General features: G+C 53.8%; 11 protein-coding genes and 1 pseudogene. 8 read left to right on the top strand and 4 right to left on the bottom strand.

Annotation, left to right across the window (positions count from 1 at the left end):
* Window positions 1-894: a homocysteine S-methyltransferase family protein gene (locus tag QEN58_RS17865; protein ID WP_280104942.1), complete on the top strand. Its 894-nt coding sequence runs from the start codon at window positions 1-3 to the stop codon at window positions 892-894.
* A 202-nt stretch (window positions 895-1,096) separates the two neighbouring features.
* On the opposite strand, the gene rnk is transcribed toward QEN58_RS17865, so the two are convergent.
* The 3 genes from rnk to QEN58_RS17850 all read right to left on the bottom strand — a co-directional run bounded on the left by rnk (window position 1,097) and on the right by QEN58_RS17850 (window position 3,781).
* Complete coding sequence (gene rnk, locus QEN58_RS17860) at window positions 1,097-1,510, bottom strand: nucleoside diphosphate kinase regulator (RefSeq protein ID WP_280104941.1); 414 nt, start codon at window positions 1,508-1,510, stop codon at window positions 1,097-1,099.
* Between the two features lie 111 nt (window positions 1,511-1,621).
* Window positions 1,622-2,974 (bottom strand): NADP-specific glutamate dehydrogenase, encoded by a 1,353-nt coding sequence (gene gdhA, locus QEN58_RS17855; protein WP_280104940.1) that lies wholly within the window; start codon window positions 2,972-2,974, stop codon window positions 1,622-1,624.
* 330 nt (window positions 2,975-3,304) lie between these two features.
* Window positions 3,305-3,781: a LabA-like NYN domain-containing protein gene (locus QEN58_RS17850; RefSeq protein ID WP_280104939.1), complete on the bottom strand. Its 477-nt coding sequence runs from the start codon at window positions 3,779-3,781 to the stop codon at window positions 3,305-3,307.
* Between the two features lie 314 nt (window positions 3,782-4,095).
* Here QEN58_RS17850 and QEN58_RS17845 point away from each other — a divergent pair, with 314 nt between their 5' ends.
* The 3 genes and pseudogenes from QEN58_RS17845 to QEN58_RS17835 all read left to right on the top strand — a co-directional run.
* On the top strand, window positions 4,096-5,844 hold the full coding sequence (locus QEN58_RS17845) for a sensor domain-containing phosphodiesterase (RefSeq protein WP_280104938.1): 1,749 nt from the start codon (window positions 4,096-4,098) through the stop codon (window positions 5,842-5,844).
* Window positions 5,845-6,120: 276 nt separating this feature from the next.
* Window positions 6,121-6,768 carry a hypothetical protein gene (locus QEN58_RS17840; RefSeq protein WP_280104937.1) on the top strand — a complete coding sequence of 216 codons (648 nt, stop codon included), beginning with the start codon at window positions 6,121-6,123 and terminating at the stop codon, window positions 6,766-6,768.
* Window positions 6,769-6,815: 47 nt separating this feature from the next.
* Window positions 6,816-7,159: pseudogene (locus tag QEN58_RS17835) on the top strand (PLP-dependent transferase); the annotation flags it as partial.
* Between the two features lie 19 nt (window positions 7,160-7,178).
* Here QEN58_RS17835 and speB read toward each other — a convergent pair.
* Window positions 7,179-8,081, bottom strand: coding sequence for an agmatinase (gene speB / locus QEN58_RS17830; RefSeq protein WP_425270336.1), 903 nt, complete (start codon window positions 8,079-8,081; stop codon window positions 7,179-7,181).
* Between the two features lie 164 nt (window positions 8,082-8,245).
* On the opposite strand from speB, the gene QEN58_RS17825 reads away from it, so the two are divergent.
* From QEN58_RS17825 to QEN58_RS17810, 4 genes are all read left to right on the top strand, one after another.
* Window positions 8,246-9,190 (top strand): LysR family transcriptional regulator, encoded by a 945-nt coding sequence (locus QEN58_RS17825; RefSeq protein ID WP_280104935.1) that lies wholly within the window; start codon window positions 8,246-8,248, stop codon window positions 9,188-9,190.
* A 169-nt stretch (window positions 9,191-9,359) separates the two neighbouring features.
* Entirely contained in the window at window positions 9,360-10,931 is a 1,572-nt protein-coding gene (locus QEN58_RS17820) for a Re/Si-specific NAD(P)(+) transhydrogenase subunit alpha (RefSeq protein ID WP_280104934.1), read from the top strand.
* Window positions 10,932-10,947: 16 nt separating this feature from the next.
* On the top strand, window positions 10,948-12,390 hold the full coding sequence (locus tag QEN58_RS17815; protein ID WP_280104933.1) for an NAD(P)(+) transhydrogenase (Re/Si-specific) subunit beta: 1,443 nt from the start codon (window positions 10,948-10,950) through the stop codon (window positions 12,388-12,390).
* 162 nt (window positions 12,391-12,552) lie between these two features.
* The gene (locus tag QEN58_RS17810) at window positions 12,553-14,319 is read left to right on the top strand and encodes an ABC transporter transmembrane domain-containing protein (RefSeq protein WP_280104932.1); all 1,767 of its coding nucleotides are present in this window, start codon (window positions 12,553-12,555) and stop codon (window positions 14,317-14,319) included.
* The last annotated feature ends 255 nt before the right edge of the window (window positions 14,320-14,574 follow it).

Below are 14,574 nucleotides of genomic sequence, written 5' to 3'. Positions count from 1 at the left end.
ATGATGTCTGATAGAGGAAACGTAGTACTGCTAGATGGGGGCATGGGACAGGAACTTAGAAAACGCAGCAGCCGACCTGTTTCGCCGCTGTGGTCCGCCCAGGTCATGCTCGACGAGCCCCATTTGGTCACTGCTGCCCACCGTGATTTCATTGAGGCAGGCGCCCAGGTGATTAAGCTCAACACTTACAGCGCCACCCCACTTCGCTTGGCTCGTGATGGCGACGCCAGAATGTTCGAGCCGTTGTATACGGCGGCGCTTAGCGCTGCCCATCAGGCGCGTGAGGAAAGCGGTCGGGCGGTGCGCATTGCGGGCTGCCTGCCGCCATTGGTCGCGAGTTATCATGCAGGTAGTGTGCCGGACGACGCCACCTGCCTAAGTGATTACCAACGTATAGTGGCGCGCCAGGTAGACGGAGTCGATCTTTTTGTGTGCGAAACGATGTCGCTTATCCGTGAGGCACGTGCCGCGACCATCGCAGCGATGGAGAGCCAGCGCCCGGTATGGGTGGCTTTCACTGTGGATGACAGCGATGGTACGCGTTTGCGCTCGGGGGAATCGCTAGTCGATGCGGCCCGCGAGGTCGCGGCCCTTGGCGCCGAGCGAATAATGGTCAATTGTTCAGTGCCCGAAGCGGTGACGACTGCCATGGGTGAGCTTGCTACGCTCAACGTGCCGTTCGGCGGCTACGCGAACGGCTTTATCTCTGTGGTGCCGCTCCAGCCCGGTGGCACCGTCGATAAGCTAGCGTCGCGCACGGATCTTGATCCTGCCGCCTACACTGAGCATGCAATAAAATGGGTTGAACAGGGGGCAACGGCCATTGGCGGCTGCTGCGAAGTGGGCCCCGCTCATATCGCCGCTTTGGCCAAGCGCTTGAGCGAAAAAGGGTAACGACTAGCAGCAGCTAATCAACGTTTTAGTATGTTTATTTAAGTTCGTTAGTTTTAATTTAGCCGAGTAAAGACGTTCTATTATTTTCTATAAACCCATTGGCATCACGTAGTAGTGATGCCACAAACTTCAATTTTTCATGATTTTTGATTAAAAGAATGAAGTCTTTTTTATCTGATATCCGCCTATCCCCTTACGCAGCTTAACGGTGAAACTGTTTTTCGCGCTCGGGCTGCCAATAAATAGCATCGATACGCAGCCGTGTTTCGGTATTATTAGGTAGCGGCCATTCGATAATGTCACCTACTTTTAGGCCGATCAGTGCCGCGCCAATGGGCGCCATGACCGAAATGCCATCCGCTACGCTTTCCAGAGAGTGCGGGTAAACCAGGGTCCGAATCATCTTAATCCCACGCGTGAGGTCAGTGAAGCGAACCTGGCTATTCATACTGACCACGTCATCCGGAATATCCTCGGGGTCGCAGACTTCGCCTCGCGATAACTCTTCCTCAAGTAGCTCTGCCACGGCCATGTCTTTATCGGATGCATTGTCGATCAAGCGCTGGAGACGCTCGGCATCGAGACGATTAATAATAATGGCAGGACGTTGGCCCATGATGATACTCCTTAGCAAGTAATTAGTTTGAACCAATAAAAAACAGTCCTTCCCCAATAAAGGAAGGACTGCGTGCTTTTACAGTATAAGCGTTTTATAAAATAAAGACGATCAGGTGGCCCCTTGTTCAATCATAGCGTCAGCCACCTTTCTGAAGCCTGCAATATTTGCGCCTAGTGCCAAATTGGTTTTATCCCCAAACTCTTCGGCGGTGTCGGCGCACTGGCGGTGAATATTAGCCATAATCTGTTTTAATTTCTGGTCGACTTTTTCCATCGACCACTGCTCCATGCTGCTATTTTGGGCCATTTCTAACTGGCTGGTAGCAACACCGCCTGCATTGGCCGCTTTGCCAGGCCCATAGGCAATTTTAGCGTCTAGAAACAGGTCGACGGCCTCTTTGGTAGAGGGCATGTTGGCTCCTTCACTGATACACGTTATGCCATTAGCGAGTAAGATTTCCGCATCGCTTTCGGTCAGCTCATTTTGCGTCGCGCAGGGGAAGGCCGCATCGGCATGAATACGCCATACGGCATGCCCACCTTGGGGGTAGTCACGTGCAGAAATGTAGTGCGCCTCAGGATGCTCATGTAAGTAGGCTTCTAACGAGGTTCGCTGCACTTCTTTAAGCTCTTTGAGTAAGCCTAAATCAATTCCGTTTTTATCGTGAATGGCGCCACGTGAATCGCTGCAGGTGATCGGTTTAGCGCCCAGTTCGTATAGCTTCTCAATGGTGTAGATGGCGACATTACCAGCGCCGGAAACGAGACAGGTCTTGTCGCGCAACTCTTCTCCACGGGCAGCCAGCATGTTTTGTGCAAAGTACACCGCACCGTAGCCGGTGGCCTCTTTACGGCCTAGGGATCCTCCCCAGTTAAGCCCTTTGCCGGTTAGCACGCCTTCATAGCGGCCGGTGAGCCGCTTGTACTGGCCAAATAGATAGCCAATTTCACGCGTGCCGACGCCGATATCGCCTGCAGGTACATCGCAGTTGGGGCCAATATGGCGGTAGAGCTCGTTCATAAAGGCCTGACAAAAGCGCATAATCTCGTTATCTGATTTTCCCTTGGGGTCAAAATCGGCGCCCCCTTTCCCACCGCCGATCGGCAAACTGGTTAGCGCATTTTTGAAAATTTGCTCAAAGCCGAGAAATTTGATGGTGCCCGAGGTAACGCTGGGATGGAATCGTAAACCGCCCTTGTAAGGGCCAAGTGCCGAGTTGAACTGAACGCGATAACCTTTGTTGACCCGTACGCTGCCAGCATCATCTACCCAGCATATGCGGAACATAATTTGCCGTTCGGGCTCGACTATTCGCTCAATAATGCTGTGTTGGTGATAGTAATCACTCTGCTCGATTAGCGGGCGCAGGCATTCGAGTACTTCTTCGGTGGCTTGATAAAATTCTGACTGTGCAGGGCTGCTTTTATTAAGCCGTGTCAGCGTATCGTGAACGTAGGGCATCGTGGCATATCATCATCGTTATTCAACAGAGTATTGGCTGGCCAGAGCGTTCGAATATTTAACTGGTAGCATGCTTCTGTGCATAGCCTATGCGGGTTCGGTATGTGTAAATATGATGGGAAATTCAGACTAAAGTATGTCCCCGAAAAATTCACTTCACCTGTTTTTCAAAAACCAGCAAACGATGGCTAAACGTTTGTGCGTCAAGTGAGATTTCTACCGCGTCTAGATGCGCTACCAGTCAAAATCCTTAATCCATCCTAATTTCTCCGCGGCAGTCTGCTATCTCAATATCAATAAACAGCAGCGAAGATGATTTTCGAATGTTAATTAACTTAACAGAAGCGCTTTATCTATCCCTATAAACTCGCTGGCCTCATTTATTAGTGACGCTGCAGTTAATTGAGGAACGCCATAAACTTCCACTTTTTTGCCATGTTTAACACGGATTTTTGCGACTAGAAGATCAAAGTCGCCATCGCCCGATACCAACACAATAATATCTGCCTGTTCAGCGTACTCTATCGCGTCAAGCGCGATGCCTACATCCCAATCACCTTTTGCTGAGCCGTCCGAGCGCTGAATAAAGGGTTTTAACTTTACCTCAAAACCAATCGCTCTGAGTATATTTTGAAACTCTCGCTGTTTTTGGTCACCTCGGTCTATGGCATAGCAAACAGCTTTCACGACCTCTCTGTTGGCGGTTGCTTGGGCCCAAAACTTGTTGTAATCAAAATTGCGGCCATAGGCTTCACGCACGGTGTAATAAACATTTTGTATATCAATAAATATGGCAACTTTCGTCATTGATTAAGCAACCTTCTTCTCATTAGCTATTAAGTTAAATAGTTTGGGTGATTAAACGTACCTTGCCACGTTGTAAAACACCACGTTACTGCTGTTCCATATGTTGCAATAAATGGTAGTTTATTATGAGTTTTTGGTTTTTTGCCTCTTAAAATTTCCACATGCCCTTCGCTAGATCATCAATACTGGTAGTATCCTGGTGATTATTAAACAAAAAGTAGTTTCAGAAAAAAGAACATATCCGATGCCATTTTTTTATGGGACTGTTATATATTAGTAAAGACCAGTGTTGATATCCGTTTAGGTTTGCATTCATGAAAGCCCAGGAACAGGATCGTCTGTTCGCACTCCGCCAGCTAAACTTGCTGGATACCTCCCCAAGTGAGGGTTTTGATCGAATAACGCGAATGGCTAGCCAGCTACTTGGTTTGCCGATTGCCGCCGTTTCGTTTACCGACGAAAACCGCCAGTGGTTCAAGTCCAGAGTGGGGGTCGAACATTGGGAGATCCCCCGAGAAATGGCTCCCTGTGGAGAGGTTTGCGATGCCTCACAAATCCTTGTCATTCCCGACCTTATTGACTCTGACCACTATCGAAATAGCTACCTGGCAAAGAGCGGTATCCGTTTTTATGCGGGCGCACCGCTTATAACGCGAGAAGGCCATACCCTGGGCGCGATATGCGTGCTCGACACCCAGCCACGTGAGTTCTCCGAGCAGGAGCAGGCAATGCTACGCGATCTAGCCGCTCTGGTGATGGCGCAAATTGAGCTGCAGCACGCTTTTGGCAGGGTTGATCCGTTAACAGGCCTTCCTAACCGTAACCAGTTTGCTGAAGATTTGCAGGATATGCAGCGGGATTTACCAAAGGAATGGAGAGTGGCGCTGTTGACCGAGGTGGTCGATGTTAGCGAGATCAGTGCACTTCATCGAACCTTGGGGCCCACTTACCTCGACGACTTAGTGAGAGTTGCCGCCCGTTGCTTGCAACAGGCCATCGGCTCGGGGGTGAAGCTCTACCACTTGGGTGGTTGCCAATTCGTACATCTGGTAAACCACGCGAGCGATACATACTTATTGACGGAGGCGCTGCGGCTGCGTCAGGCGCTGCTAGCGCTGGAATCTGCCCGCGCAGTGCCGGTATTGGTTCGTCCCACTGTAGGTATCGCACCATTTTGTCTGGGCGAGATGGCGGCTGCAGATATTTTGCGAAGCGCCTACGCCGCTTGCCTAGATGCTCGCCAGGCGAGAAAGGGGGCGGGGCTATTCTCCTTGGAACTGGATACCGATTACCAACGGCGTTATATGCTGCTGAACGATATTGGTCGAGCGCTAGAAAACGAGGATGAGCTTTACCTGGTTTTTCAACCGCGTCTCTGTCTTGATAGTGGTGAATGTACGGGAGCTGAAGCATTGTTGCGCTGGCGCCATCCAATCGTGGGTGATTTATCGCCCGACGAGTTTATCCCATTGATTGAACATACGCCTATGGTTAAACCACTCACGCAATGGGTGTTGCGGCATACCATTCACCAGGCGGCGGTGTGGTATCGACAGGGTGAGACACTGCGGATTTCGGTTAATGTGTCAGCGACCAATCTTGAGGAAGAGCATTTTACCCTGCGATTACTGGGAGAGATGGCGCATATGGCACTACCGAAAGCCAACCTGGAGGTGGAACTGACTGAAAGCGCGCTAGTTGGCCAGGGCGAGATGGCGATTGAACAGCTCAAGGCGCTGATAGCGGCTGGGCTGCGGGTTGCCATTGACGATTTTGGAACCGGTTACAGCAGCCTCTCCTACCTGCACGAAATTCCCGCCCATACCGTGAAAATTGATCGCCGCTTCATCACCCATCTAGACCATGATGAGCGCGCCGCGACGCTGGTCGCCTCAATGATTTCAATGGCTCATAACCTGGGCTACCGCGTGGTGGCTGAAGGGATAGAGAACGATGCTGTCTACCGTCGACTCGTTCAGTTGGGTTGTGACGAAGCCCAGGGGTACCTCATCGCCAAGCCGCTATCGCCAGCGGCGTTCGAGAAGTGGCTGCATCAAGAGTAGCGTGATATCGCTACCGCACTGGGAAAGAGCTGCAGTGCATGACGAAACCGTCGTCGTCAAAGGCTTGGACTGTCAGCCGCGCCGCTACCATCCTCAAAAGGGCGATGAGGCAACTCTAGCCGACCACTGTAAGTGCGTTTCATAGCATTGGATGATCCTTCCATAACGAATATCAGTAAAATACGTTTTTAGGGCTCGGCCGTTATGTTAGTTTGAAGGCTAATAAAATTAACTTTTGGTTGCGCAATAAGTTCCGTTCGGGAGATGCCTATTAATATGTTGATATATATTGTTTTTTTGATGATTTTTGTGGGTGTGACCGTTGCTTTATATCAGGTGTATGAAATTCATTACAATATCAACGTCGGCAACGATAAGAAATTGTCGAAGGCCGGTAAAGGCCGCTTAAAAATGCTTTCTGAGCAAGCCAAAGTCGCCACAAAAACCCATGCGCGAACAGATTTTGACCGGATGGCGGCTAGCACTCTTGGGCCTGAATTCTTCGATCGGGATATCGCGTTGGTAGCGTTTGCTGAAGAGGAAGCAGGCAGCTATGCAATCCCTTTATTGCGGCGTAAAAAAAGATTGAGCTTTAACGGTGATACAGAGGGAGCGGAGGGAATCCGCATAAGAGTACGTCACTTGCCGTTTTGGAAAACAACGCTGCCGCATATCAATATACGAGCAGCGTTGATTACTCTGGTGATTGTTAATTGTTTCCTGGTTCAGCTATTAGCGGCCATGACGGTCTATACGATTAGCTACCCAGTGTCGATTCCCTTACTGGCCTGGCTAAACCAACCTCTGGTCGTCATGCTGGTTATTTATGCCCTTATCTTCATGTCACTGCTTGTTTCAAAGTTTGATAGGTATATGCACGACCTTTATCAACTTGGAAAGCTGTTTAAAAAAGACGCTGTTTAGGCATCGGTGCAGCGCGCAATCTCATTACCCCGCTGTTCCCCAGTAGCGTACTTTCTGCCCAAGCGGCCTGGAACCTACTCCAAGGATTGGAAACGCTGTCACTACGAAATGAGCGTACCTGTTCCAATGCCTTAGCGGTGGCCAATCATCTGGAAGGGCATCCATTCGTCACCTGGGTGCATTACGCTGGCACTCACTGGCCCAGCGTTATATGCACGGCCATGCCGCGGGGATTCTTAGTTTTGGTATTGAAGGTGGGCAGGCCGCCGGTGAACGCTTCTACGATGCGCTGGCGTTGATTCTCCGCCTGGTGAATATCGGCGTTGCCAAAAGCTGCTCTTCCATTCCCGCCTCAACCACACACCGCCATCTCAATGCCGTAAAAGCCAAGAGACGGCGAGGGCTAACTATCAAACGCCTTTGGACGCTGCCAGGGTATACAAAAACTCAAGCCCCAGCGTCGCGGCGGCAAGTGACGTAATGTCGCCGTGGTCATAGGCGGGGTTCACTTCCACCACATCCATACCGACTAGCTCCATGCCTACCATGCCACGAATTACTTTCAGCATCAGGTCGGTAGACATACCGCCGCAGACCGGCGTGCCGGTGCCAGGGGCATAGGCGGGGTCGAGGCCGTCGATGTCCAAGGTTATGTAGGCGGCGTGATAACCCACGCGGGCACGAATGCGCTCAAGCACCGCCGCTGCACCGTGGTCATTGACCCAGTCGGCATCCAACACCTCGTAAGGGTGGTTGTGGCGGTCATAGCTGGTGCGAATGCCAATTTGCAGTGAGTGCTCGGGCACCAATAAGCCTTCTTTTAAGGCATGATAGAAAATCGTACCGTGGTCAAAGCGCGTGCCTTGTTCGTAGGTATCGGTGTGGGCATCAAAATGGATCAGCGCCAGCGGGCCGTGCTCTCGGGCATGGGCGCGCAGTAGCGGCAGACTGATGTAGTGGTCGCCGCCCAGGGTGAGCATCTTTTTGCCCGCGCTTAACCAACCGTTGGCGTGAGTTTCCAGGTTATCGACCAGACTTTCGGGCTCGCCATACGCGTAATCAACGTTGCCTGCATCGCAAACTTTGAGGCGATCTTCTAGGGCGAAATCCCAAGGCCATCGCTTGCCTTCCCAAATCAAGTTAGCGGTGCTTTGACGAATAGCATTCGGCCCCATACGGGTGCCTGAACGGCCCGAGCAAGCAAGATCAAAGGGAACGCCACTCACCACAACATCTGCGTCGGTTGCCTTAGGGTCCGATGCTTTTGCTACGCCCATAAAGGTAGAAATCACATCGCCATAAAGGCTGGGCATGGTTTGAGTTTGTGGGTGAGTCACCGCTGTGCTTCTCCTTGCGTGCTGGATTATCGTTGATAGTCGCGGGTGGGCGAATAAGCAGCAGACAATAAGCAATTACTGGTGATAACTTAAATGAATGTTTAGAATTTAATCATTCATGATGTGAATAATGAGAGGCTATGCGCTCACTACGTCATTTCGACCTAAACTTGCTGCTGGTGTTTGAGGTGCTGATGCACGAGCGTCACGTCACTCGTGCGGCAGAAACGTTGCATTTAAGTCAGCCAGCCTTGAGCCATGCCTTAAAACGGCTGCGGGAATCGCTGGATGATCCGCTGCTTGTGCGCACCGAAAAAGGTATGCAGCCGACCCCCCGGGCACTCGCGCTGCTGCCTGTGGTGCAACAGGTGCTGGCGATGCTGCGACAAGGGTTTGCGCCCCCCGCGATGTTTTCGCCTGCCAACAGCACGCGCCGTTTTACACTCGCCACCACGGATTACTTTGAAGAGGTCATGTACCCGCTCTTTTTAAGTCAGTTGTTGGCCTATGCGCCGGGCATTAGCTTTTCCATTGAGCTAATTACCCCGGACATGCTGAGTGAGGGGCTGGAACAGCGCCAAATTGATATGGTGGTGGGGTTGGATAGCCAAAGCGCGCTGCCTAGCGGTGTGATTCAGACCCCGTGGATGGATGAGGAGTTGGTCTGTCTGGTGGCTACTCATAATGATCGCGTAGGCGATGCGTTGGATATTGCGCAGTTTGCTCAACAGCTTCATGTGGAGCTGGCGGATATTAGCGGCCTACGCCCCAGCAATATCGATAGTTGTCTGGTGCAACACGGCTTAACCCGCCGGGTAATTTCAAAAAACCTCAACTATATCGCTGCAGCGAGGGTAGTGGCGCTAACTGAGGCGATCATGACGCTACCACGCCAAATGGCTGAGCGGTTCGTCGCTATGCTACCGGTACGCTTGGTGGAGCCACCTAAGGAGCTACCAACGCTGAAAATGACGTTGATTCAGCATGGGCTGTATGCCAATGATCCTGCCAACGTGTGGCTCTATCGGGTGCTTAATGAGTTTGCTAACGACTTTAGACGTTCGGGGAACCCTGATGCACACTAGGGGATGTTGTAATTAAACAACCCTGTTGTATCAAAGGTTGAATAGTATCTGGCAGCCACCCCGTTAGATCCTAGACTGCTATGAAGGCGTTATCACAGACGCCGTTAAAGGTGCATTGCCCGTTGAGCAACTGCGGCACTGCAATAAGGTTAAGCAAGGGAGAAAGCGAGTGAAAATAGGCGCACCAAAAGAGAGTGCCCGGGGGGAAGCGCGTGTCGCGCTGACTCCAGAGAGCGCTAAGCAGATCCAAAAATTGGGCCACGAGTGTTTGGTAGAAAGCGGGGCTGGCCTTGCGGCGGGCTTTAATGACGACACTTATCGTGATGCAGGCGTTACCGTGGTGGAAGGAGCCGACGCGCTCTGGAACGACGCTGATGTGGTCATTAAAGTCCGCGAGCCCTCTGATCAAGAGGCCGAGCGGTTGCGTGAAGGTCAAACGTTGATTTCCTTCTTCTGGCCAGCGCAAAACGAAGCGCTGCTGGAGAAGTGTAAGGCCCAGGGCGCTACCGTTATTGCCATGGATATGGTGCCGCGTATTTCGCGGGCACAGAAGATGGACGCGCTCTCCTCCATGGCCAATATCGCGGGCTACCGTGCGGTAATTGAGGCGGGCAACAACTTTGGTCGCTTCTTCACCGGTCAGGTAACCGCAGCGGGTAAAGTGCCCCCCGCCAAAGTGCTGGTGATTGGTGCAGGTGTGGCCGGTTTGGCGGCGATCGGCACTGCCACCAGCCTGGGCGCCGTAGTGCGTGCCTTTGACGTGCGCCCCGAGGTTTCCGAGCAGATCGAATCCATGGGCGCGGAGTTCCTGTTCCTCGATTTCGAAGATAGCCAGGACGGTTCCGAAAGTGGTGGCTACGCCTCGCCTTCAAGCCCAGAATTCCGCGAAAAGCAGCTTGAGTGCTTCCGCGAACAGGCGCCGGACGTGGATATCGTGATTACCACCGCGCTGATTCCCGGCAAACCTGCGCCCAAGCTGTGGCTGGAAGATATGGTCGCGGCGATGAAGCCAGGCTCGGTGATTATTGATTTGGCTGCCGAGAAGGGCGGTAACTGCGACCTGACCAAGCCTGATGAGCGCGTGGTATCGGATAATGGCGTAGTGGTCATCGGCTATACCGACTTCCCTTCGCGCATGGCAACGCAATCATCGCTGCTCTACGCCACCAATATCCGTCACATGTTGACTGACCTGACGCCCGACAAAGAGGGTGAGATCAATCACAATATGGACGACGACGTGATTCGTGGTGCCACGGTGACGCATCAGGGCGAAGTCACTTTCCCGCCGCCGCCGCCCAAAGTGAAAGCGATTGGCGCGTCAAAACCCAAGAAGAAAGAGAAAGAGCCCACGCCGGAAGAAAAAAGGGCCACTGAGCTAGCCGCCTTTAAAGCGCAAACCAAGCGGCAGGTAAGTCTACTGGCTGTTGGCGGCGTACTGATGCTGCTGCTGGGCCAAGTGGCCCCAACGTCCTTTATGCAACACTTTATTGTCTTTGTACTGGCCTGCTTTATCGGCTTCCAGGTGATTTGGAAAGTGAGCCACTCGCTGCATACGCCGCTTATGGCGGTGACCAATGCGATCTCGGGCATCATTATCCTAGGGGCAGTTTTGCAGATTGGCTCCGGCAGTGTGGTGGTTGGTGTGCTGGCGGCGATCTCGGTGCTTATCGCGTCAATCAATATCGTGGGTGGCTTCCTGGTGACACGCCGGATGCTGGCCATGTTCCAAAAATCCTAAGCGGCGGAGAGACGATATGTTAGGTCAAGGATTCGTATCTGCCGCGGCAATCGCGGCAAGCGTACTGTTTATTCTGTCGCTAGGCGGCTTGAGTAACCAAGAGAAAGCCAAACGAGCCGTGTGGTACGGCATCGTGGGCATGGCGGTGGCGGTGTTCTTCACTGCTCTCGGCCCAGGCATTGGCGGCTACTGGTGGCTAATCCCGATGATGCTGATCGGCGCTGGCATTGGCGCCTACGTGGCGGGCAAGGTCGAAATGACCGAAATGCCCCAGCTAGTGGCGGCGCTGCATAGTTTTGTAGGCTTGGCAGCGGTACTGGTAGCGTGGAGCGCCGATTTAGAACGCCGTCGGGTAATGGCTGCGCGGGCCGCTGAGGCGTCGATGGATCAGTTTTCCGCTTTTGCGGCGCTGGTCGCTACCAAAGCCCCTGACGAACTGATGTTCCTCCAGGTAGAAGTAGTACTGGGCATCTTTATCGGCGCGGTGACCTTTACCGGCTCGGTGATTGCCTTTGGCAAGCTAGCGGGCAAGGTCGATGGTAAGCCTCGCCAACTGCCCGGCGGGCATATGCTCAATGCGGGAGCGGCGGTGCTGTCGCTGCTGCTAGCGATTCTCTACCTGAACGGTGCTGGCTTCTGGACGCTGTTAGTGCTCGCGGCGCTGGCGTTCTTTATCGGTTACCACCTGATCATGGGCATTGGTGGAGCCGATATGCCGGTGGTGGTCTCCATGCTTAACAGCTACTCCGGCTGGGCGGCGGCCGCTATCGGCTTCACGCTTTCTAACGACCTGCTGATTGTCACCGGCGCGCTGGTGGGTTCATCAGGTGCGATTCTCTCTTACATTATGTGTAAGGCGATGAACCGCAACTTCGTTAACGTGATTTTGGGTGGCTTTGGCGGCAGCCAAGGGCCTGCGGCAGAGATCGAAGGCGAGCAGGTGGCCATCGACGCAGGTGGCGTAGCGAGTGCCCTAAACGATGCTGATAGCGTGATTATCGTGCCGGGTTACGGCATGGCGGTGGCCCAGGCGCAAACGGCGGTGAGCGACTTGGTGCGCAAGCTGCGCGCTGCGGGTAAAAACGTACGCTTTGGTATTCACCCGGTTGCAGGCCGTTTGCCAGGGCATATGAACGTACTGCTGGCCGAGGCCAAGGTGCCTTACGACATCGTGCTGGAGATGGACGAAATCAATGATGATTTCGCCACCACCGACGTGGTAATCGTGATTGGTTCCAACGACATCGTGAACCCCGCGGCTGAGGAAGATCCCAATAGCCCCATCGCCGGTATGCCGGTATTGAAGGTGTGGGAGGCCAAGCAGGTGTTTGTCAGTAAACGCGGCCAGGGTACCGGCTACTCGGGTATCGAGAACCCGCTGTTCTTCAAAGAGAACACGCGGATGTTCTACGGCGATGCCCGGGATAGCTTGAATACGCTGCTGCCTTTGATTGACTAAGGCTATTCAACGTAGCTGCCTAGGCAACGTAGCGAAAAGCTAAGGTATTAAGCGCCATTAAGTATTGAGCCCGCGAGAGATCGCGGGCTTTTTTGTTTCTGTGCAGTCACCGGCACTCCTGCTATGGTCGGATACCGCCTTGTCTATTGAGCATTCGCTACTATGAATCAACGCCCCAACCCCCGAGTATTACTGCGTTTATTGGGTCTACTGCGCCCCTACCGCACACGGTTAGCCTTGGCGGGCTTAGCGCTGCTGCTGGCATCGGGCAGTGTGCTACTGCTGGGGAATGGCTTGCGCTTAGTTATCGACCGCGGCTTCCTCGCCGCGGATCAGCAGGCGCTGGCTCAAACGCTGGGGTTAATGCTAGCGGTGGTGACGGTGCTGGCGCTTGCCTCTGCGCTGCGTTACTACCAAGTCACTTGGATTGGCGAGCGCTTGGCTGCCGACTTGCGCCAGCGGGTGTTCGATCATTTGCTCACTTTAGAACCGAGTTTTTTTGAAAGCTCAAGCGACGGCCGTGCCGCGGGGGAGATCGCATCACGCCTGACCGCGGACACCAGCGTACTGCAGAGCCTGTTTGGCTCCTCGGTCTCGCTGGCGCTGCGTAATTTGGTCATGCTGGTAGGCGCCGTGGTGCTAATGCTGATTACCCAACCGTGGTTCTCGGCGATGGTGCTGATCGGGATTCCGGCGACGCTGTTGCCGATTGTGTGGTACGGCCGTCGGGTGCGACGACTTTCGCGCACCAGCCAGGATCGCGTGGCCGAACTTGGCCGCTATGCTGAGGAGGCGCTGAGCGGTATTAAAACGCTCCAGGCGTTTACCCACGAAGCGGCGGATAAAACCCACTACGGTCAGCGCGTAGAGCAGGCGTTCGGCAGCGCCGTGGAGCGCACCCAGCAGCGCGCCTGGTTAACCGGTGTTGCCATGCTGGTGGTGTTTACCGCGGTTGGCTTAATGCTCTGGCAGGGCGGACAGGCGGTGCTAGACGGCACCATGAGCGCAGGCGAGCTCTCGGCGTTTATTTTCTATGCCGTTCTGGCGGCGGGGGCGATCGCCACCTTGGCTGAAGTCGCGGGGGATGTGCAGCGCGCAGCAGGCGCGGCGGAGCGCTTATTGGAGCTTCTCGATACGCAGCCCGCTATCCAGTCACCCGCGAATCCGCATCACCTACCGCTGCCATCACAGGGTGACATTGTGCTGGAGAACGTCAGCTTCACCTACCCCGGTCGGGAAACCCCGGCGCTTGAAGGGTTTGATCTGCATATTAAGCCGGGAGAACGGGTAGCGGTGGTGGGGCCTTCGGGGGCAGGTAAAAGTACCCTCTTGGCGTTGTTACTTCGCTTTTATGACCCTAGCCAAGGGCGCATCAGTCTTGATGGCAGTGATATCCGCACCTTAGAGCTTGCTGCCTTGCGCAGTGTCATGGGGCTGGTGGCGCAAGAGCCGGTGCTGTTTAGCGGCTCGGTGGCCGAGAATCTGCGCTACGGGGACCCTGAGGCTGATATCGATAGATTACGCATTGCTGCACAGGACGCCAGCGCCCTCGACTTTATCGATGCGCTACCCCAAGGTTTTGATACACCGCTTGGGCCCGGTGGCGTGCAGCTCTCCGGCGGACAGCGTCAGCGGCTCGCAATCGCTCGGGCGCTGCTTAAAAATCCCGCCGTGCTGCTGTTGGATGAAGCCACCAGCGCGCTGGATGCGGAGAGCGAGCGGTTGGTGCAGCAGGCGCTGGACAGACTGATGGTGGGGCGCACCAGCATCGTGATCGCCCACCGGTTGGCGACGGTCATCGCCGCTGACCGTTTGCTGGTGCTGGAGGGTGGGAAACTGGTAGCGGCGGGTACCCACGCTGAATTAATCACCACCAGCGCGCTCTATCGTCATTTAGCCGCGTTGCAGTTTGGCGGTGAAACATTATAAAACGGTCTGATATTTACCGAGGAGGCCGACTCCTCCCAACCTTCTGTGAGGTCGACGAATTAGCATTAATTAATGGATCGGTAAGTGCCAGGTAGTATCTGTCGCCGATTTAAGTGTCGTTTTTTGCAATATAAGTGTCATAATTTTATCGGTTTCGGTTGTCTGCGGTGGGCTTGAGGACTCCTTGAAAGATAGAGTGCTCGAGGAGTCTCTTCCATGGAACGGCTGGATGACCCTTCGCGTTAGGGCTGACAA

Source organism: Halomonas alkaliantarctica, from assembly GCF_029854215.1.
Lineage (GTDB): Bacteria > Pseudomonadota > Gammaproteobacteria > Pseudomonadales > Halomonadaceae > Vreelandella > Vreelandella alkaliantarctica_A.
Note: the sequence above shows the minus strand (reverse complement) of the source record. Positions and strands in the feature narration are given on the sequence as shown.

Bases quoted from the DNA above. Each gene is read 5' to 3' on its own strand.
- QEN58_RS17865 (WP_280104942.1), top strand. From the start codon at position 1: ATGATGTCTGATAGAGGAAACGTAGTACTGCTAGATGGGGGCATGGGA.
- rnk (WP_280104941.1), bottom strand. From the start codon at position 1,510: ATGGGCCAACGTCCTGCCATTATTATTAATCGTCTCGATGCCGAGCGT.
- gdhA (WP_280104940.1), bottom strand. From the start codon at position 2,974: ATGCCCTACGTTCACGATACGCTGACACGGCTTAATAAAAGCAGCCCT.
- QEN58_RS17850 (WP_280104939.1), bottom strand. From the start codon at position 3,781: ATGACGAAAGTTGCCATATTTATTGATATACAAAATGTTTATTACACC.
- QEN58_RS17845 (WP_280104938.1), top strand. From the start codon at position 4,096: ATGAAAGCCCAGGAACAGGATCGTCTGTTCGCACTCCGCCAGCTAAAC.
- QEN58_RS17840 (WP_280104937.1), top strand. From the start codon at position 6,121: ATGTTGATATATATTGTTTTTTTGATGATTTTTGTGGGTGTGACCGTT.
- speB (WP_425270336.1), bottom strand. From the start codon at position 8,081: ATGCCCAGCCTTTATGGCGATGTGATTTCTACCTTTATGGGCGTAGCA.
- QEN58_RS17825 (WP_280104935.1), top strand. From the start codon at position 8,246: ATGCGCTCACTACGTCATTTCGACCTAAACTTGCTGCTGGTGTTTGAG.
- QEN58_RS17815 (WP_280104933.1), top strand. From the start codon at position 10,948: ATGTTAGGTCAAGGATTCGTATCTGCCGCGGCAATCGCGGCAAGCGTA.
- QEN58_RS17810 (WP_280104932.1), top strand. From the start codon at position 12,553: ATGAATCAACGCCCCAACCCCCGAGTATTACTGCGTTTATTGGGTCTA.